This window comes from Aquimarina sp. TRL1, assembly GCF_013365535.1.
GTDB classification, from domain to species: domain Bacteria; phylum Bacteroidota; class Bacteroidia; order Flavobacteriales; family Flavobacteriaceae; genus Aquimarina; species Aquimarina hainanensis.
The window spans coordinates 3,550,430-3,571,220 of sequence record NZ_CP053590.1; the positions used below are offsets into that span (position 1 = coordinate 3,550,430).

At 33.1% G+C, this 20,791-nt stretch carries 20 protein-coding genes; 13 read left to right on the forward strand and 7 right to left on the reverse strand.

What is annotated here, in order from left to right:
• The first annotated feature begins 283 nt into the window (after positions 1–283).
• The 7 genes from HN014_RS14460 (at position 284) to HN014_RS14490 (ending at position 8,562) form a co-directional block, all read left to right on the forward strand.
• Positions 284–2,473 carry a tetratricopeptide repeat protein gene (locus HN014_RS14460; RefSeq protein WP_176029561.1) on the forward strand — a complete coding sequence of 730 codons (2,190 nt, stop codon included), beginning with the start codon at positions 284–286 and terminating at the stop codon, positions 2,471–2,473.
• Positions 2,474–2,819: 346 nt separating this feature from the next.
• Positions 2,820–3,029, forward strand: a complete 210-nt coding sequence (locus tag HN014_RS14465) for a hypothetical protein (protein ID WP_176029562.1) — start codon at positions 2,820–2,822, stop codon at positions 3,027–3,029.
• A gap of 207 nt (positions 3,030–3,236) precedes the next feature.
• Entirely contained in the window at positions 3,237–5,231 is a 1,995-nt protein-coding gene (locus HN014_RS14470; RefSeq protein WP_176029563.1) for a hypothetical protein, read from the forward strand.
• Positions 5,232–5,403: 172 nt separating this feature from the next.
• On the forward strand, positions 5,404–6,609 hold the full coding sequence (locus HN014_RS14475; RefSeq protein ID WP_176029564.1) for a hypothetical protein: 1,206 nt from the start codon (positions 5,404–5,406) through the stop codon (positions 6,607–6,609).
• A 3-nt stretch (positions 6,610–6,612) separates the two neighbouring features.
• Complete coding sequence (locus HN014_RS14480; protein ID WP_176029565.1) at positions 6,613–7,701, forward strand: trypsin-like peptidase domain-containing protein; 1,089 nt, start codon at positions 6,613–6,615, stop codon at positions 7,699–7,701.
• Between the two features lie 10 nt (positions 7,702–7,711).
• Positions 7,712–8,038 (forward strand): hypothetical protein, encoded by a 327-nt coding sequence (locus tag HN014_RS14485; protein ID WP_176029566.1) that lies wholly within the window; start codon positions 7,712–7,714, stop codon positions 8,036–8,038.
• A gap of 5 nt (positions 8,039–8,043) precedes the next feature.
• On the forward strand, positions 8,044–8,562 hold the full coding sequence (locus tag HN014_RS14490) for a hypothetical protein (protein WP_176029567.1): 519 nt from the start codon (positions 8,044–8,046) through the stop codon (positions 8,560–8,562).
• A 49-nt stretch (positions 8,563–8,611) separates the two neighbouring features.
• Here the strand turns inward: HN014_RS14490 and HN014_RS14495 are convergent, their stop codons facing one another.
• A complete protein-coding gene (locus HN014_RS14495; protein WP_176029568.1) occupies positions 8,612–9,352 on the reverse strand; it encodes a peptidylprolyl isomerase in 741 nt (246 codons plus the stop codon).
• Between HN014_RS14495 and HN014_RS14500 the strand changes: the two genes are divergently transcribed.
• The 6 genes from HN014_RS14500 (at position 9,346) to HN014_RS14525 (ending at position 14,031) form a co-directional block, all read left to right on the forward strand.
• On the forward strand, positions 9,346–9,987 hold the full coding sequence (locus HN014_RS14500; RefSeq protein WP_176029569.1) for a CoA pyrophosphatase: 642 nt from the start codon (positions 9,346–9,348) through the stop codon (positions 9,985–9,987). The genes HN014_RS14495 and HN014_RS14500 overlap by 7 nt on opposite strands.
• Positions 9,988–10,031: 44 nt before the next feature.
• On the forward strand, positions 10,032–10,835 hold the full coding sequence (locus HN014_RS14505; protein ID WP_176029570.1) for a 1-acyl-sn-glycerol-3-phosphate acyltransferase: 804 nt from the start codon (positions 10,032–10,034) through the stop codon (positions 10,833–10,835).
• Positions 10,836–11,030: 195 nt separating this feature from the next.
• Positions 11,031–11,495, forward strand: a complete 465-nt coding sequence (locus HN014_RS14510) for a hypothetical protein (protein ID WP_176029571.1) — start codon at positions 11,031–11,033, stop codon at positions 11,493–11,495.
• A gap of 137 nt (positions 11,496–11,632) precedes the next feature.
• The gene (locus tag HN014_RS14515; protein WP_176029572.1) at positions 11,633–12,484 is read left to right on the forward strand and encodes an alpha/beta fold hydrolase; all 852 of its coding nucleotides are present in this window, start codon (positions 11,633–11,635) and stop codon (positions 12,482–12,484) included.
• 166 nt (positions 12,485–12,650) lie between these two features.
• Complete coding sequence (locus HN014_RS14520) at positions 12,651–12,959, forward strand: hypothetical protein (protein WP_176029573.1); 309 nt, start codon at positions 12,651–12,653, stop codon at positions 12,957–12,959.
• A gap of 286 nt (positions 12,960–13,245) precedes the next feature.
• Positions 13,246–14,031: a carbonic anhydrase gene (locus HN014_RS14525; RefSeq protein WP_176029574.1), complete on the forward strand. Its 786-nt coding sequence runs from the start codon at positions 13,246–13,248 to the stop codon at positions 14,029–14,031.
• A 172-nt stretch (positions 14,032–14,203) separates the two neighbouring features.
• Here HN014_RS14525 and HN014_RS14530 read toward each other — a convergent pair whose 3' ends face one another.
• The 6 genes from HN014_RS14530 to HN014_RS14555 all read right to left on the reverse strand — a co-directional run bounded on the left by HN014_RS14530 (position 14,204) and on the right by HN014_RS14555 (position 20,535).
• Positions 14,204–15,472, reverse strand: coding sequence for an alpha/beta hydrolase-fold protein (locus tag HN014_RS14530; protein WP_176029575.1), 1,269 nt, complete (start codon positions 15,470–15,472; stop codon positions 14,204–14,206).
• A 146-nt stretch (positions 15,473–15,618) separates the two neighbouring features.
• Entirely contained in the window at positions 15,619–16,047 is a 429-nt protein-coding gene (locus tag HN014_RS14535; RefSeq protein WP_176029576.1) for a DUF1801 domain-containing protein, read from the reverse strand.
• 335 nt (positions 16,048–16,382) lie between these two features.
• A complete protein-coding gene (locus tag HN014_RS14540) occupies positions 16,383–17,216 on the reverse strand; it encodes a CPBP family intramembrane glutamic endopeptidase (RefSeq protein ID WP_176029577.1) in 834 nt (277 codons plus the stop codon).
• A gap of 85 nt (positions 17,217–17,301) precedes the next feature.
• On the reverse strand, positions 17,302–18,414 hold the full coding sequence (locus HN014_RS14545) for an AraC family transcriptional regulator (protein ID WP_176029578.1): 1,113 nt from the start codon (positions 18,412–18,414) through the stop codon (positions 17,302–17,304).
• A gap of 25 nt (positions 18,415–18,439) precedes the next feature.
• A complete protein-coding gene (locus HN014_RS14550) occupies positions 18,440–19,186 on the reverse strand; it encodes a DUF6882 domain-containing protein (RefSeq protein ID WP_254884014.1) in 747 nt (248 codons plus the stop codon).
• Between the two features lie 500 nt (positions 19,187–19,686).
• Complete coding sequence (locus HN014_RS14555; RefSeq protein WP_176029579.1) at positions 19,687–20,535, reverse strand: helix-turn-helix domain-containing protein; 849 nt, start codon at positions 20,533–20,535, stop codon at positions 19,687–19,689.
• Between the last annotated feature and the right edge of the window lie 256 nt (positions 20,536–20,791).

Below are 20,791 nucleotides of genomic sequence, written 5' to 3' on the forward strand. Positions count from 1 at the left end.
AGATGTAAATAATAGTTTTCTACTGCTATTGGTGTTAAGTGTGTTTTTGATATGGTGAATAAGAGCAGAAATTACTAGCTTTTAAGACATACTTGTTATATTGAACTGTAGAGCAAAAACGTTGTTTTCTTTTTGAAATAAATAGAACGGTCTCTAATACTATTGTATCTTTGTTTAGAGAAGTTAAGGACTTTTCCGTTTTGAATTCAGATGTTAATTTTCCTCGTTTTCAGGAAATAAAAAAGGATTCAATCACCTCTGCAAGCAACAGTAAATTCGTTTTATGAATTCTATTAAATATATTTTCATAACATTTGTTTTTTTTCTTTTCTCAGAAGGCATACAAGCTCAGAATAACAAGATTGACAGTCTAAAAAATGAATTAGAAAAACATAAAACAAATGATACGATTCGAGTAAATTTATTATATGATTTAGCATCTTCGTATCTTCGAAAAGATGTGAATTCTACCAAATTATACTTGGAGAAAGCTGAAAAATTAAGTAATGCGTTAAACTATACAAAAGGAAAAGCAAAAGTAGCATACTTAAACGGAGTTGTTTTTTCCACCCGATCAAAGTTTGATCAAGCTATTAAAAGCTTTCATGAAGCCATTCTATTATATGAAATTATTAATTTAAAAGAAGGACTATCAAAATGCTATACCGGTTTAGGAATTACTGCATATTATAATCATGAGTATAGAAAATCTATAGGATATCATCAACAATCTATACAAATTAATAAAGAGATTAAAAATGAAAAAAATATTGCTGTAAGTTTAAAATACATTGCTTATGCTCATTCCGATATGAGTAATTATGATGAGGCGCTAAATTGTTTAAATAAAGCATTAGCCATTAATAGGAAATATAATAATGAGGTTGAAATTTCGAGTTGCTTAAATAATATAGGTATTTTATATCATGAAAAAGGAAACAACCCTCTTGCTTTAGAGTTTTACAATAAATCATTATTTATTGCAAAAAAAATAAAAGACACTTCAGCTATCTCAAAGGCTTTAAATAATATAGGGATTATTTATAAAATGAATCAGCAATATGAAAAAGCGATACAAAATTATAAAGAGTCTTTAAAAATAGAGGAAAAAGTAGGAAATAAACGATATATCAGTAATGCTTTAAATAACTTAGGAATAGTTTATAATAGAAAAGGTGATAGTGAAAATGCCCTCATTTTTTTAAACAAGGCTTTAGAAATAAGTAGGGAGATATTATATAAAGATCAGATTTCTACTTGTTTAAATAATATTGGTGATGTCTATTTATTTTTACTAAAAGACAACAAAAAAGCACTTAAAAGTTATACAGAAGCCAAAACGATTAATCTAGAGATTGAAGATAATTTAGGGTTATGTAATTCTTATTTGGGTATAGCCACTGTTTATGCAAATCAAAAAAAATATGATAAAGCATTATCTAATGTTTTAAAAAGTAAAGAGCTCTCTGAACAACACGATCTTTTAGATTTCAAAAAAGATGCCTACGAATTACTTTCAAATATTTATAAGAATACGGGCAATTTTAAAGAAGCATTTTTTAGCCATCAAAAATTCAAAGTGATAAGTGATAGCCTTCTAAATAAAAAGGGGATTGAGCGAATGACAGCATTAGAATATGAGTACAAATACAAAAATGAATTAGAGTCTGCAGAAAAAAGAGAATTAAGATTAACAAAAACTGTAAAAAAAACCTCTCAGGATTTAGCAAAATCACAACGTGATTTATTACTGGGTATAATTGCTTTTTTAGTTATAATATTACTTTTGGGAGCCATCATTTTCTTTTTAAAACTGAGAAATGAAAAATCCAAAACTCAACATATTGTAATCGAACAAAAACTGTTACGTTCACAAATGACTCCTCATTTTATATTTAATTCACTTTCTGTTTTGCAAGGAATGATATTAAATAAAGAAGAAAAAAAGTCAGTTTCATATTTATCCAAATTTTCAAAGTTACTTCGTATTATATTAGAAAATTCAAGAGATAAAACCGTTCTATTATCCCAAGAATTAAAAGCAGTAAGAAATTACCTGGCGCTTCAAACTTTAGAGAGTAAATCGTGTAAGTATACTGTTTTTGTAGAAGATGCCATAGATGAAACCTTATTTAGAATATCACCCATGCTTATTCAACCCTTTGTTGAAAACGCTATAGAACATGCTTTTATTAATCAAGAAGAAGAGAAAATCATTGAGATACACTTATCATATCTGAATAATGATTTGATTTGTAAGATTTCAGATAATGGCGTTGGGATTGACTCTTTGAAGAAGAAGAAAAATCAAGAAAAGAAATCATTGTCCACTATCATAACCTCAGAGCGATTAGAGATCTTATCAAAAGACTTTAAAACGAGAGGATCGGTTGTCGTTGAAGATCGAAAAAAATATAATGAAAAAGGGACAGTAGTTACCTTAGTAATCCCTTATATTTTACAAAAAAACTAATACCTTCTTTACTATAAAATGTTTGGTATATAAAATAAAGAATATCTCAGATAAAGCATACGTAATGCAGTATTACTCATCGTTACTAAAATTGGATCAGGTATAGTGTTTTTAGAGATATTGCGTTGGTAATCAGTTTTTTTGTTTTTGTAAAGGGGGAAAAAATATGTTTTTTTCTATATAAAAAGAACTGTTTTTAAATGCATTGTTAACATAGTATAACGACTCTTTTGCGAATATTTTTTTAAGTATCACGTTTATTTATTCTAAAGCTTCAGAAATAGATTATCTATTTCTTTCTCTGCTTATACCATATACTTTTATCATCAACAATCAACAAAAGCATATGGAAAACATTAAAACAAAGTTAGGTCAAGGAGGATTATTACTGGCAGCAATGGGTATCATGTCTATTGTACTCTCCATTTTTAATTACAATATCAGAGTGCTCTCTTGGGTAGATCTGTGGGGGAATACCATCGGTTGGGTGATTAGATTTCTTCTCATACTTGTAGGAGTTGTATTGTTTATCCTTTTTGGAAGAAATGAAGAATAAACCAATGGAAGGCTATACTCCTAAATAGACACCTATATACCTGAAAGGAGTACCTCTCACTTCTCAAAAACTCTACTAACACATATAACAATAGATTGTAGTTACAACAACCCTAACATCTTGTAGAAGAAACAGTTTTCTGTTTCTCTATAAGGTAACAGGAGATTTTATCAATCTAAACTACCAAAAAATAAAAGTTAAATAAACATGAAAAGAACATTGAAATTTTCCCCTTTATTACTAATTATATTGTTACTTAATTTTAGTTGTAGCAAAGATGATGATATTCAAATAAATCTTAAAGATTTGAAAGTAACGGTCGATGAAAACCCTGCAAATGGGCAGGTTCTCGGTCAAGTTCAAACAGATAATAACAGCTCCTTGAGTTTTAGTATAACTGCGCAAACACCAGCAGGAGCATTGGCTATAGAGAAAAAAACAGGAAAACTAACCGTTGCCGATGCCATCTTGTTCGATTTCGAAACAAACCCTACAATTACGGCAACTGTTTCTGCTGAGGGGGCTCAAAATACAGCAAAAATAACCATTAACTTAAATAATCTAAAAGAGTTAACTACTGAAGATTTTAGTGTTACGATAGATGAAAATCCGATAAATGGAGATACTATTGGTATAGTTCAGGCTACCAGTGATGGAACGGTAAGTTACAGCTTACTATCTCAAACACCAGAAGGAGCATTAAACATTAATACCAGTACAGGAGAATTAACAGTAGCTGATGCTACATTATTTGATTTTGAAGTAAATCCTGTAATTACGGCAATTATTTCGGTTGATAATTCTGGAAATACACAAAATGTGACAGCTACCATCAATCTTACCGATGTAAATGAAGTAAGTCTTCAGGATTTTACAACTACCATAGATGAAAATCCAGTCAATGGGCAATCATTAGGTGTTGTTCAAGTTACCGGAGGTGAAGCATTAATTTTTAATATAACTTCTCAAACACCCAATGGAGCTTTAAGCATAAATGCGAACACAGGAGAGTTGACAGTCGTTGATGCTACTTTGTTTGATTTTGAAATTAATCCGGTAGTTACAGCTACTATCTCGGTTGATAATTCAGGGAGTATGCAACACTTGACAGCCACCATCAATCTTACTAATATAAATGAAGTAAGTATTCAGGATTTTACCGCTACTATAGATGAAAACCCAGCCAATGGGCAGTCGCTTGGTATAGTGCAAGCTACTGGTGATGGAACATTAAGTTTTAGTATTACCTCTCAAACGCCAGGAGGAGCATTAAGTATAAATGCTAGTACGGGAGAGTTAACCGTTGCTGATGCTACCTTGTTTGATTATGAAACAAACCCTGCGATTACGGCAACTGTTACTGTTGATAATGCTGGAAATACTGAGAGTGCAGATGTGACAATTAACCTTACTAATGTAAATGAATTAAGTATCCAGCAATTCAATACAACTATTGATGAAAACTCTACCAATGGATCTATCCTTGGTACCGTTCAGACCAATGGTATAGGAATCTTAAGTTTTAGTATTGCTTCTCAAACACCTGCTGGGGCGTTAAGTATAAATGCCAGTACTGGAGAATTAACAATTGCCGATGCTACCTTGTTCGATTTTGAAACCAACCCTACAATTACAGCAAATATTTCTGTAAGTAATTCAGAAGGTATCGAAACAGCTATAGCTACAGTTAATCTTAATGATGTAAATGAAATTGGTGAGTTTAAATATGGAGGTGTTATTTTTTGGCTAGATCCTTCAGATATTAGTCATGGTTTGGTATGTACTGTTAGTGACTTTCCTATAATTGGGGGATGGGGTTGTCAAGGCACAAATATAGCTGGGGCTATTGGAACAGAGATAGGACAAGGTCAAGCTAATACAACTGCCATTTTAGCTGAGTGCGCTACAGCTGGTATTGCAGCAGATATTGCATCAAACAGTACCTCTGGAGGATATTCCGATTGGTTTTTACCCAGTAAAGATGCGTTACAGGAAATGCATACCCACAGAGCAACAATAAATAATACTGCAGTTTTAAATGGAGGATCAAATTTAGCTTCTGGTGTTTTTTATTGGAGTTCATCACAAAATGATAGTAATACGGCTTGGTTAATTTATTTCGACAACAATGGAGCGGCATTTTTCCTAAATAAAGGAACAGCAGGGAGCAACATAAAAATGCGAGCAGTAAGAGCTTTCTAAAACTTTTGATTCAAAAAAGCAAACCATCTTTACAACAAGGTGGTTTGCTTACTCCTAAGAAGTACTTATTTGGTATCATGTTCTTAAAAAGGCTGAACATTAGAGTCAGATTTGGTACTGAATGAGGTTCTCTATTAAGAAAATATTAGATCCATCAATTAACTATGGTAAAATGAATAAAAACAACACCTATTTTCCGCCAATACATGCAAAAAAAGTAGCTACCAGACAAGAAGAAAAGTGGGATGAAGCAATAGCTTTGTTTAATAGTAAACAATACGATAAAGTTTTACCCACGATATTGGATTATGTGGGTAGTCATTTACAAAACAAAAAAAATGGCAATACTTATGAAATAGCACATGGGTCTGTAGTCATCACTATTACACAAACAGTAGATGAACTGGTGATAAAATGTCCTTTTCTAAACATAGCGAATGCTAAAAGAGTACCGCTAATGCGCAGATTAGCAGAAATACGTATGTCTCCGCTTAATCTTACCAATGTCGCATTGGAGAATGAGTTGGTTTACTTTTCTTTTTCTTGCCCTATAAATGTATGCGAACCCTATAAAATCTACGGAGTACTTAGAGAAATTTGTTATTATGCAGATAGTTACGACGATGAGTTTATAGAAAAGTTTAATGCAGCACATCTTCAAGAACCAAATATAACACCTTTATCAGATGATATAAAGAAAGCAGCATATGCTAATTATCAAAAAATTATAGAAGAAGGTTTACAGCGTTTTGATCATTATATGGAAAATCGCCATGAAAACAATGCTTGGTATACGTTAAATATCACTTTAAAAAAGATTGAATTTTATGCAGAGCCGCAGGGGTATTTACGTACTGTATTAGAGAATGCTATAGATGATATTTTTGACAGAAATACTCCTTTTCAGAATCGGTTGCTACAGGGAAAAGCAAGTTTAAAAAAGTTGCAAAACTATTCTATAGATAAGTTTTCAGCAGATCTATATCAGGTAGAAACATTTATACCTTATAAGTATAGTGGTAAAAAGGAAAATATTAGAGAAAACTGGGCAGATAGTTATACTGATGTGCAAGAAATGATAGCCAATGCCAGGTTTGAAGATGCTTCGAATGTATTACAATCCTGTTTTTACGGATTGTTCTACTATAATCTGGTTGACGAAAGCATTGGTGAACCCATTATAAATGCTTTAGCTCAAGCTGATGGACAGAATTGGAACCAGGCAGCACCGGTTTTAATGAAAGGAATGGAAACCATTATGGAGGACTTTCTATTTGATAATGATTTTGGTATGGATTTATCAAAAATAATGGGAGAACAAATGAAACAATCAATGGCAGCAATCCAGCAAATGATGACTAATTTTAAAGTAAGCTAATCTATGAATATCATTAAAAATATAGAAAAATCTGTGTATAGAATCAATACGGCAAATGGATCTGGAACAGGATTTTATAGCCTGCAAGATCATGTTGTTGTAACTAATTATCACGTAGTATCTGGCTGTTTATCAGTAAGTGTAGAAGGGCAGGACAGGAATAGATATTTAGCAAAGGTTGTGTATATAAATCAAGGAAAAGACATTGCTTTTTTACAAGTAGAAAACTTACCAAAACCTGTCGAAACCATACATATCAAGCACAATAACGAAACCATTTCCAGAGATAAAGTGTTGGTGTTGGGATATCCATATGGTATGCCATTTACTGTTACAGAAGGGATTGTGTCTAATCCCAGACAGGTTATTGACGGCAGGAACTTTATACAAACAGATGCTGCGATTAATCCGGGAAATAGTGGTGGTCCCGTAATTAATGAAAAAGGGGAATTAGTAGGTATTGTAACCTCTAAGTTTTCAGATGCGGATAATATGGGATTTGCTATCCCGATGGAAACGCTCCGTGAAGAATTGGAAATTGTTAGTGAGTTATCTGGTAAGTTTACTTTAGGCTGTCCTAGTTGTAATGGCTTAATTGAAGAAAAAACAGAATATTGCCTTAATTGTGGAAACGATATTGATGAAAAACTATTTGAAGAAAATCCGCTTTCAGATTTTAGTTTAAAAGTAGAAGAAGCCATTACCAAATTAGATTTAGATCCCGTTTTGACAAGATCAGGTCGGGAACGGTGGTATTTTCATCAAGGGAGTGCAGAAATACGAATGTTTGTGTATGATAATAATTATTTATTTGCGACCTCTCCATTAAATGATTTACCCCGAAAAAATTTAGCAGAAGTATATGAATATATTTTAACTGCTGATATAGGAAAGCATAGATTATCCATTTCTAACAATCAGATATTTCTTTCCTACCGCATTCATATAAGTGATTTGTATTCAGAGAACAAAGAAGAATTTCTCGAAGATATCGCTCAACTGGCTTTAAAGGCAGATGATTTAGATGATATGTTCGTAACTAATTTCGGTGCAAAAATGACACAGTATAGTAAACAACTACAGAACTTTTAAAACAAAAATCATGTGGTTTATATTCCCATCAGTTATACTATTGATAGGTTCACTAGGGCTTTACCTTACTATAAAAGCTTATAAAAAAGGACAAACTATTAGTTTGAAAAAACTCATAGTCACAGTAATGCTCATTTTTTTAGGTGGAGGTGTTTTTCTACAAAAAATGAGAATAGTTGATAATGAACATTTAGAACAATTATTACTTGCTTTTGATAAGGAAGCAAGAGAAGAAATAGAAAAGGAAAGCAAAAGAAAGAAAAATGAAGCAGAAGAAAAGCGAAAAGAAATGTTTAAGAGAATCGGTAGAGAAACGAAGAAACTAAATAAAAATTAAAACTTATGAAAATTAGCAAAACCATACAATACATAGGAGGGGGTATAGCAGTAGTCCTGTTTTTTCTTTTTCAAAACGGAGGAGATGTATTTCAAGGATCTGGAGAGAAAGGAAAAATTATAACTATTGAAACCTATAAAGAGTTAAGAAAGAAAACATCGAGTGATGGTAAGCGTATTGCACTTATAGGCAGAGCATCTGTTTCAAATGCTAATATTACAAGAAGAATTGGAGCACCTCTCAACCTAATATTCAGCGCTCCAGATGGTACTTTTATAGAGCATCTTCCTTTTCATTTTGGAAAAGAAGATAAAAATTCATGTTATCTACCAAATTCATTTACTCCACAAGATTTAGTTCTATATGATAATGAAGGTGTCTTACATAAATATGATGAAAATGTCATGGTGTCATTCACATTAGAGCGGATAACAAATGCTATCCCAGAGAAAAACCCTAAGACGAATGAATATGTCTGGAGGTTTAAGCAATTAAGAATTGATCCGATAGAACATGATGAATAGGTTACATCCAGGAAAATAAAAGTGCTTACATAGCAATTTAAGAAGAATACTATTTAATTACAGTGGCTTTAATAAAAATATTTTCTATTGGCCATTCACTGCCGTCAACTGGAACATTAGAGATTTTATCCACCACAGACATCCCCTTGATAACTTTCCCAAAGATGGTATGCTCTCCATCAAGATGAGGAGCTCCTTTTCTGGCAGCTACGATAAAAAATTCAAATGGGGTAGAACGGTTTGACGGGTTATCAACCCATTGTTTAGACAGGGCTACAGCACCGCGAACATGTTTTAATCGTTTAATAGGCTCCTGAGGTAAGGTATAATCCCCAATTTCAAAGCGTCTTTGAGCCATTTGTTGACGGTCACTGTTCCCACCTTGGATAACAAATCCTTTAGCTACTCGGTAAAAAAAGGTTTCATCAAAATATTTTTCCTTGACCAGATAGATAAAGTTAGCTCTGTGTAGTGGGGTTTCTTTGTAGAGTTTTATATGGATATCTCCAAACTTAGTTGTCACCTTCACCAGTGATTCCGGATGCTTTTTACCGTAATCTTCAAAAAAAGCATGGAGGTTGTCATTAGATAGCCTGAAAGCTTCGATGTCTTCTTTCTTTTCTTCTTTAGGAGTAGAAGAGGCCGTATCAGTTGCAGATTTAGAAGAAGTGGTAGTTTTTTTTATATTTTTAATAGGAGGTATTTTCTGTTTAGATTGTTTATCTTCACAACTAGACAAGAAGAATACAGTTGCACAGCTAATTATATAAAAGATTCTAACGAATGACATTTGATACATTTAATAAGTTAGTCCCAAAAATACAGAAAATGTCAGTGCCGGGAGAAGTTTCTCACAGACTTATGACCCCAGGAGACAGAGAAAGAGCATTAAAAAGTATCCATATAGAAAGTAAGAATCCTAGAAATGCAGCGGTTATGATGTTGCTATACCCCAAAAATAACCATATGCATTTAGTTTTGATTTTACGTCCCACATATGAAGGAGTACATTCCGGGCAGATCGCACTGCCGGGAGGCAAGGCAGAATTGGGTGACAAGGATTATCTAGCGACAGCGCTACGGGAAACTAATGAAGAAGTAGGAGTACATACGGCAGGTGTTCGTATGCTAAAAAAAATGACCAAAGTATATATCCCGCCGTCTAATTTCTGGGTGCATCCTTATATGGGAACAATCGATCATCGCCCAGACTTTATTGCTCAGGAAGAAGAAGTAGAAGAGATTATCGAGGTACCACTGACAGAATTACTTGACGAAAAAAATGTAAACAGTAAAAAATTAACTACTTCTTATGCTACGAATATAGAAGTACCGATCTTTGAATTAAACAGTTATGATGTCTGGGGAGCAACTGCAATGATGTTGAGTGAGCTTAAAATGCTTTTAAAGCGGGCTATAGTATAATGATTTTGTATCTTTGACCGATTTTTATAAGACCCACTAGATTTATGAAATTCTTTAAAAGAAATCGTTTTGGACATATTTTGTTTCTAAAGAAATGGCTGATCCGCATAATGGGAACGATAACGCACAGACGTTATCGGGGGTTTAACGAACTACAAATAGAAGGAAGCGAAGTGATTAAAAACCTTCGTGATAATAATGTATTGTTTGTGTCGAACCATCAAACCTATTTTGCAGATGTAGTAGCGATGTTTCATGTTTTTAATGCAAGTTTAAGCGGACGTGTAGACTCTATTAAAAATGTAGGATATCTTTGGCAACCCAAACTAAACCTGTATTATGTAGCAGCAAAAGAAACGATGAGAGATGGATTGCTAGCCAGGATATTAGCATATGCAGGAGCAATAACTGTAGAACGCACCTGGAGAGAAAAAGGAAAAGATATCAACCGACAGGTAAAAATGAGTGATATTACCAATATATCCCACGCATTAGAGGATGGATGGGTAATTACTTTTCCGCAGGGAACAACCAAACCCTTTAAACCCATCCGAAAAGGAACAGCTCATATCATTAAACGGTATAAACCAATAGTAATTCCGATTGTTATTGACGGATTCAGAAGATCTTTTGATAAAAAAGGAATACGAATAAAGAAAAGAGGTATTCTACAATCAATGGTTATCAAAGAACCACTGGATATCGATTATGATAATGAATCGATTGATGAGATTGTAGAAAAACTGGAATACGCTATAGAACAACATCCTTCGTTTTTAAAAGTAATTCCAAAAGAAGAAATTGCAGCACAAGAAGAATTAAATAAAAAACGACAGTGGGAATACTAAATTTATGTTAGTACAGTGTCTAAGATAAACAACTCCTTGCTTTATAAAGTAAGGAGTTTTTTTTTAGTTTTATTTTTTTTGAAATTAAAATAGGGGGAGATGATATTTCTATCGACATCTAAATAGATAGGGAGATATTCTAGTGGGGAATGTCAATCTATCATATTTATTGTATTAAAAATTAGATAGAATATTATGAAAAATGGAATTTTAATTGCAATTATCAGCTTGTTTATAGCTGCACAAAGCCAGGCACAGGAAAATGCACCAAAGTATGAAGTGAAAGTAATAACGAGTATAGAATCTATTGTAGAAAATGGATTAGGTCGTTCCCGCTTAATTTCTTCTAATGAAGAACGGGATTTCCAAGAATTTACTTCTAGCAGAACCAAAGAAGATAATGGTAGAAATACCTCTAAAAGAAAGAACATAAGAGTTAAGGATTTTGAAGAAACCAAACTTCTTAATTTCTACAATCTGGGAGGAATTCGATTTCAGAATATAGCAGCAAATGATGCGGTTATTTCTTCTAAAATTACTGATATGGTAGCAAAAGGATGGGATTTAGCCTTTGTAGTGAGTGCTGTAGAAAGTGATGCGGGAGAGCAAGACGGACGTGGAATTTTTATCACCAGATATATTTTTAAACGATTACTCTAATACCCAGAAATTATACTATTCAAGTATTGTTTTCTCTATTAAAAGCTATGTATTAGGTTGGGGGACTTATGCATAGCTTTTTTCTATGTATATTTATGAAATAGCATTTGGTAACTAGTATTTAATACCAGATTGGTATGATAGAAGAACAATCAATAATAATTATAGCAGAGGATGGTTATGAACTGTCTGCAATCTTAAGGGTTCCTACACGTGATCGAAAAGGAATTGTTCAGATACATAGTGGCACAGGAATTCCTCAACAATTATATGCGAATTTCGCCTCCTACCTTACAGAAAAAGGTTATGCAACTCTTACATTTGACTATAGAGGAATTGCTGAGTCTGCTCCGGCATCTTTAAAAGGATTCAAAGCTACAATCCGAGACTGGGGGATGTTAGATATGACAGCAGTTTTTAATTGGGTATTGACTCATTTTCCTGAGGATAAAAAAATTATTGTAGCGCATAGTATGGGGGGACAGATGATCGGATTGATGAAAAATTGTGATCAAATTGATCAGTTGGTTTTAATTGCATCTTCTACAGGGTATTGGAAAGATATGGATAGTCCGTATAAATGGCTTCCGGCTTTTTTTTGGTATATAATGATTCCGGTTCACACAAAAATATTCGGGTATGTTAATGCCAGAAAAGTAAAACAAGGAGAAAACCTGCCTAGAGGAGTGGCGTTGGAATGGAGAAAATGGTGTACTAATCCAACCTATTTTGAAGATGATTTTAGAGACACTAACCAATCTTTATTTTTTGATAAAATAAAAATCCCATTATTATCTATTCAGGTGGCAGATGATCCTTTAGCTAATCAAACTACAGCGACTAAGTTATTAAAGTATTATAAAAATGCACAGATACAAATACAACGAATAATCCCGGCAGAAATGGGAGTACAGAAAATAGGGCATACGGGCTATTTCTCCAGAAAATTTAAAGACAATTTATGGAAGAAACTCGTAACAGAGTTGTGAAAAACCTGTAATATATTGAATATCAATATTGTTATGAGGTGTTAAATACAGTGTTAAAATATGGAAAAATGTGAATGCTCTTCAGGAGATCCGTTTACCTTTGTATTCTGTAATGAAATTATGCTGCATTAAATCATATTATCTTTGTAAGACTTTTTTTCTGTTTTTGCTGATATCCTTATCAGTACAAGAACTATCAGCAGCTTCTTCAGTTTCTGATCCCCTATTGACAACGGTAGAAAATAAAGAAGGTAAGGAATCAATAGATTATCTTTTATCAAGTAATGTCTATAGTAATGCAGAGAGCAATACAGATACGAAAGAAGATAGTGATACCAATTCTTTTGTAGCTGCCCTCTGTAAAGGAACTAATCATATAAGAATAAGAAGGTCTTTCTCAGTTTTTTCAGATATTTTTTATAATACTGATAGCTTATATCTTATTTATTGCTGTTTAAAAATTACACCTCATTAATAAATATTACCTCCTATCTTTTGTCTTATCATGTTTGATAAAGAATATGTGTACATGCTATTATTCTGAGAAATAAGACACATTGTTTACAGACATGACCTCTTTTTATAAAGACAATACATTCATATTTGATAATAATAAATGTAAGGGGATACTGGATAAGAAGGTGTAAGGGAGGGACTCTCCAAAGTCAATTCATAAACAGTCCATAGAAGATGATATTGATAGCTAACAGAACGCGTATTCGGTCAACTCTCTATGGTCGTAATAATCACAAATAAAACAGATGAAAAATACCATTATTTTTTTTATAATACTAGGAAGTCTCCTGGGCAAAGGATGCTGCCACATAGATACATCTTCTTCAAAAAAAAGAAGCCATACATCCAAAAATAAGCATTGGAGCTACCATGGAGAAACAAGTCCTGAACATTGGGAAGAAGTAGAGAAAGGAGCTGATTGTGGAGGACGATACCAATCTCCAATAAATATTGTAGCAGCAATCGATGATAGCAGTTTACAACCAATCGAGTTTCATTATGATGATGATACGGATATTGATGCGGTAGTAAACAATGGGCATTCTATTCAATATGATTTTGAAAAAGGAGATTATATACAGATAGATACAATCAGGTATGAACTATTACAATTTCATTTTCACGAACCTGCAGAGCATACGATTCAGGGAATCAGATATCCTATGGTGATTCACTTTGTCCATAGGAGTGAAGAAGGAGCCTATGCAGTGATTGCTGTTATGGTAAAAGAGGGAGAAAGTAGTCCTGCTTTTGAATTTTTAGAAAACTACCTGCCAGTAAGAGAGGGAGAACGAAAAGAAATAGATACTTCATTTGACATCAATAGTGCTTTGCCACAACAAACCAATTATTATCATTATACAGGATCCTTGACAACTCCTCCTTGTACAGAAGGAGTACAGTGGTACATTATGGAAGAACCAATTACTATATCAGTAGCGCAAGTAGTAGCATTACAAAAGTTAATGCCTTTGCATAATTACAGAAATGAACAGCAGTTAAACGGTCGTACGATTCGACATTCTTTTTAGAGATTCAAACACACAACTCTTCAAGTTGTTCCGAAACGACGAATGGAGTTTATATTTTGTTTTTATTGACAATCTGCTGATTAACTCCTGAACAAGTTCTTTCAAAAAGGCTTGTTCAGGAGTGTTTTTTGTACTTAATATAATGTAATCAGAGAGAATCTCTGATATAACCTTATTTTTTAGAATTCTTTATTTGTACTGTATTAGCCATAAGTTCATTAAGCATCCATTGTCTGGCATCTCCCTTTTTTGCTATTTCTATTGATTTTTTACTCATTTCCAAGGCTTCTTTTTGTTTTCCTTGTGCCAGATATACTTTAGAAATACCTTCATAAGATGCATACGAAGTAGGGTTTTGTTTGATGCGTTTTTGATAGATTTCCAATGCCTTTTTATACTGCTTAGTTTCCAGATAGTTGGTCGCTAATTGTATATAGAAATCCTCAAGTGATCCAGGTAATTTATCAGTAATCTCATTCTCCAGGATTGATAGATCTTGCTCTTTCTTATGATTAAAGTAATAATAAATTACATTGCCTAGAAAATAGGAAGGAATGGAAAAAGAAGTATCAAAATCTGTAGATAATTGATGATAATGATCAATGATTTCCTGAGCACTTTTGAAGGTATAAAACTGTGATCTGGTGATTTCCCAGTTCTTGAATAGTTGTTCCAGTGTTTGTTTAATTGTTAAAAGTCCTACTGAATTGTGATTTTCATTTTCGAAATGCATAAAATGCCAATTCTTTTCTGAAGGAAAATGCTTGTCTAGTATTCCTACCATCTGTCGTACTCCCATCTGTTTTGTATCTGCCAGCGAGACAAAATAGGAAGCATCTAGTTTTTTTGTGCTTTCAAAATGTTTGTCCGCGCGATTGATAATTTCATAGTTGCCAAGCCACAATGCCGGGTCAATAGCAATGTAGGTATTAAACGTTTCAGGGCGTTCCAATAGGTAATTAGTAACGAATAACCCCCCTATTGATTGACCGATAAGAATATCGTATGTTGATGCTCTGTAGTTGTTATGAATATAGGGTTGTAATTCTTTTTCAATAAACTGCATAAAATTGGTTGCATTTCCATTTTTTCCGGAAACTGAAGCAGGAGTACAATTGGCTCTGTAACGAAGCTTTCCTTTATCGGCAATTCCCACTATAATAAACTCAGGAATTTTTCCGCTGACACTGGATAATAATTCTACAAGGTTGGTAACATATCCATAATTATAGTCCCCATCCATAAGATATATAACAGGAAAACTCCCTTGATTGTTAAAATAGTAGCTAGGTGGGAGATATACTTGAAACTCTCTTGCTTCGTTTAATATATCAGATTGGATAGTCTTTCGTTGATGCGTTTTAAGATCAGTATCTTTTTGCTGTGCAAAAACAAAGCAAGTACTTAGAATCGTTATTAGTAAGAGTATTTTATTCCCCATTGAATAATGTATTATTTAATATGATTGATAAAGATACATATTGATGGAGAAGCGAAGAACTTATAAGAAAAGTTTAACGATTCTTAAACAGGTTCTGGGATGAATCTATCCCTAAAGCATAGAAAATTTTCATAGAAAGTAAAATTTTACATACCTAATAAAGGTAGTTGTTTTACTTTGTGATAGGTAAGAGCAGCTCCGATACATTTTTTTAATGCGGTTACAGGAATAGGAGTATGAAGAGCAAAAACAAGTGCTCGATTTCCTTCAAACGAAAATGTATTTTTATACACCAGTTTGAAGGTAGGAACGAGTTTACTGGTACATTGAAAATACATGGCATACTGATCTGGTTTTTTTGCTTTCCAGTTTATCCGAATGGTACTTCCTGTTTTGGTTATATAACTAGGTTCTCCCCACTTTAGGGTTTCTTCCAGTTGTGTAATCATTGTTAATTCATTAGCAGTTTCCAAGATAAGGTTTCGCAGATTCTCAATTTTCGGACGAATGTTATCGGGATAGGCATCAAAAACAGCTGCTACTTGAGGGGAGGTTATTAGTTGTACATTTTTCATTATTTTAAAAAAAAGAGATTAGTATCGTTGAATTTCTAGACAATCCAATATTTTATTACTTCAAAGGAAACTAGGAAATTAAAAACGTATTTTTAGATAATGATTCCTTGTGTTTAAGCTTGATAGTCTACACATTAAAAGGAACTACCGAAAGGCATCTGCTCAAAATCAAAAACTGTTTCTGGACAGATGCCTCTGGTTTGTCACGATATAGTGTATTGAATACATTCGTTAGTTATATGCAACCAGGAAGTATTGAATATTGTTTTCTCGTTATAAATTATTAAATTTTTTCCAAAATTAAAAATATACCTGTTTTTAAGGTTAAGTAATTATTAATTTATGGAAGCTGGTATCGGGGTTTTAGCCTTTTTCTGTTGGGTCTTTTTGTATAAGAGATATCCAAACACACCGATAAGAAAGAGATAAAAAATTACATAGATCGTGATACTAAGAGATTCGTTATTCGTTTCGGGAATTAATACAAAAAGACTACCAAAATGATTATTACTTGCGTGGAGAATGGCTCCTATAAAGATGGAATATTTGTTATACCCCAAATAAGCAATAAGTATGGATTGACAGATTGCAGCTAAAGGAAATATAATAAAAGCTTCTGTGTAGGGATGTTCTGGGAAGACAAAGCCATTCAGAGCGATGGGCAAATGCCATAATCCCCATACAAGTCCCAGAGATAAAGAACCTTTTAGAGCCCCAAGTGCATCAAATAAATGTTGTTGTAAATAACCTCTCCAGCCAATTTCTTCTCCCAGTACCAGAAAGACGGTAACAGGGTATCCAATGATGACTAATAGAGGATTAACAGTAGACCAATCGGGGGAGCTTTTGGCATCCAGTGCAATTTGTACCCAGGTTATACCCCCAAAATAAAGAATAGGTATTAGAAAAGCCAGAAAGACATTTTTTAATTTTGGTTTGAAAAATTTTAGTTGTTTCCATTTTTCTTTTCCTTTTTTAGTAAAGATAAAGGCGATGGTTGCAGGTAGGATTCCGTAGATAAAATGAATGACAGATGTAGCAATAAGGTTATCTGATTCAATAGCAGCCAATGAAGCAAAGCCACCTCCCCAGGAGATTAATAGTAACCAGAAAATGTACGTTTTTCCTTTTTGAAATGCCTGCTGTTTTTGAACAGTTGTCGTACTCATAAATAAGTTGTTTTTCAGTTTTACGATGTGCAAATAAACTGATAAACAACAGCTGAGTCGTCTCATGGAAAGCAGTGAGACCTTTCTACACTTGTTTTTTGAATTGAATAGGAGTCATTCCAGTTTGTTTTTTGAAAACTCGGTTAAATGTAGCTTTAGAATTAAAGCCTGCTTCATATGCTATAGCCAGAAGAGTTAATTTTTCAGCATCTCCTTCCTTGACTTTTTTACAAAAGTACCGTACTCGGTGTGTATTGACATATTCATAAAAATTAGTTTGCAGGCATTCATTTAATATATGGGATAATTTTTTATTAGATAATTCTAGAGTGACAGCAGTTTCTCGAAGTGACAAATCTTGTTTTTTGAACAATTCCTGATCAGTAAATATTGTTTCTAATTTTTTTCGTGCTAGTATTAACTCTTCGGATTGGCAATCGATATGTACGATAGAAGTAGAAGAAGGGGGAGAAGTATCTTCTTCTGACAGTATAGAAGAAGGAAGAAATACTGTAGTTTGGTGGATGCCGTAGTAGCCTAAATACCATATCAGAGAAACGAGGTATAAAATCTGAAAGTAAATAACGAATTCCAATGAAGAGGTAAAAATACTGATAAGTAGCCCAGAGATAAGATCAATGATAAAAAAAAGAAAAAAACCTTTTACCCAAATAGCTAACCATTTCAAATCATTTTTATAAAGTGATGCGTAGTATTGTTTTACTTCCGATCTGGATTCTCGGAGAAGCTTGTAACTTTTGAAAATATAAAAACCAAAATGGATAAGACCGATGCATGGGATACTATAAGAAATATTGTATTTAATATTTTGTCCCATATTGTTCATATGATACGCAGGAATACTACATAGGAGTATGGCTAGAAAAAAGGGGATAAGATGAGCTAAAATAACTTTTGCGCTAACTAATTTATGATAATAGATTGCTTTGATATAGAAAAATAACAATGTTCCCATAGCAAAAGGAATCACAATTCCTATGGGGAAAATAAAGAAGGAAATAGTATCATTTTCTAGATAAGAACTGCTGAGTGTGAGAAATAAGATCAGGTAACTAATAAGGAAATAACTAAGTACTTTGGGAGGAGTTCCGCTCTTCCATTTTCTACTTAAGAGTAATACTAAAAATAGCGTAACGCTAATACCTGAGTAAATTAAAAACGTAATAATTTCTTCCAAAAAAAGAAGTTTTTGTCATGTTAGATTATAGAGTTCCGTCAATTTTCAGCATTCTTCCCATTTCATCAAATTCAGCATTTATATATTTCCCGTTTTTCTGACCTTCTATTTTTGTGTCACTTATTTTGACAGGAATTTCTTTATCTATCATATAATGGAGAAGCGCATTTTTATGATGTATATCCATGGCACTAATGAGTTGTGGGAATACAGTTATCATTTTTTCCAGTGAATTTGTATCTACAGGAGGAATATCAGGGCTTTGTATTGTAACCACCATTGTTCCCTGTCCGTAATTTGCACAAAAATATGCATTGGCATTTGAGAGCCCACTAGCGATCAGTCCCATAGTATGTTCGAACCCTTCCTCTGCATAAAAATGTCCTTTAGTGAATTCTTCTACTTGGTGTTGTTCTCCAAATCGTTGTAATTGTAATGCATTTGTCAAAAGGTGCTGAGGAATCCCACTTTTTGTATTAGCCCATCCCCACATCCAGGAATAATCATTAAATGATAAAGAACCGATTACCTGAATTGGATAGCTAAGAGAACCGAAGGAAATGGATGCTGTATTCATGTCGATGTTCCAGGCACTTCCTCCGGTAAGATCATTAAAAATAGTTTGTTTTTCATAGGATAGCCCGGCATGCTGTTCCAGTAACTCGTTAACATTTTTGAAATCTTTCTTTAGCACCTGTCGAAATTCTGTATCCTGATCAGGAATACGATCTTTTGATGCATTTTTTCCAAACAATTTTTTGAAGATGCTCATTATAAGTGTTTAATCATTGGGGTTTACATATTTCGAAGTCGCTCCCGAATTAAAATTATCTTTTTTGAACCCCAGAATAGTTACATAGGAGTAGTTCTTTACATTGATGTATTTCCAAGGAATACTTAGAATGATTTGTTACTACAATTAGTTACGAAGATAAAAAAGTTATCGACTAATAAGGAAGCTTTTATATACTAAACTTACCTTAGACAGTAAAGAATAATCAGATTATCTGGATATATACTAAAGATTAGATTGAGGTACTGTATTTCAGAAGAATGTTTTCTCAATTTTGTTTACTAAAAATAGAAAGAGTTTATAACAGAAAGAAAAGGGAAAATGATTGATTGTAAGTGTGTTGCTTTGAGTTGTTATTAAGATAACAAATATATTCCCTTCCCTTTCTGTATCTATAATTAGTTTTTATTACCTGATTGCCCAGATATAAATATTTTAAGACTTGCCCTGGAAGTAATATCCATTTCTTATAAAAAATCTCATAAGTTTATATCAGATTTTTCCTTTTTTTTGATGACAAGATAGATTAATAGGATCTCTATAATCTCTGCAAACATAAGGATGATATCTGCAATAAAAAATAAAATAACCGTCATTAAGAGAACTCCAGCTATTATCTCCAAAATTCCTGCGTATTTGGCAATGCTACTAATGTCATTTTGAAGTTTGAGAAGAGAAGCTCCAAAGAAAATTTTGATTCCTCCAAAAATGATTGCAGCAGCAACATAGGTGACTTTATCCAATTCTGAAGGGTGATATACGGTTAGCATTTCATACCCGATTAGACAGATAGTACATCCGGCATAGATATAGCTAATTGTTTTTAACCATTGATGATTAAATAATTCTCCTATAACAATAAAACCACGTATAAAAAGTAATAGAGAAATGAGTAAGATTATTTTTATAAGAATATAGAAGGTCGTTCCAAGCAAGGATTGACTTCCGTCAAAGGTCATATATTCTGCAGCTACCTCAAAGAAGGAACAGATAAAATAGACGATACCGGCAAACCAGGCGATGTGTAATTGTTTGGTCTGATGATCAGAAATAGGAGTATGAAGGAGTGTATTCCTTTCTTGCAAGGGAGATGAAATACCAATTGTGTCTTTGGCATTTTTTGTGAAATTTTCAACAAAAGTACTCATATCCTGTTCTAAAGCGGCTAAAATAGCTTTTACGGTATAGGATCGGGGAGTGACCTCTCCATTTTCTATTCGCTGGATCGTTCTGACACTAATATTACATTTTTCGACCAACTCTTCCTGAGTTAATCCTTTTGATTTTCTTAATTCGGATATTTTTTTTCCTAATGCTGGTTGTTCCATTTGTCGCCTTGTTTTTTTACTCAGAGGCTATTATTTTTACTCTTGTCACTGACGGTATAAGTGCGAGGAATTACTGAGATATCAATTTTTTGAGACTCAGTGTGGGATGAATCGCTTACCGATGAATCCATATGATAGTAGAATTCATTTTTAAAAGTACGAATACGAATCAGTATTCAGAAATTTTACCTCTTACAACAAATAATAATTTTGCTGTTCGTTTTTTGTTAATTGTTCCGAGCAAAACTACTTTTTA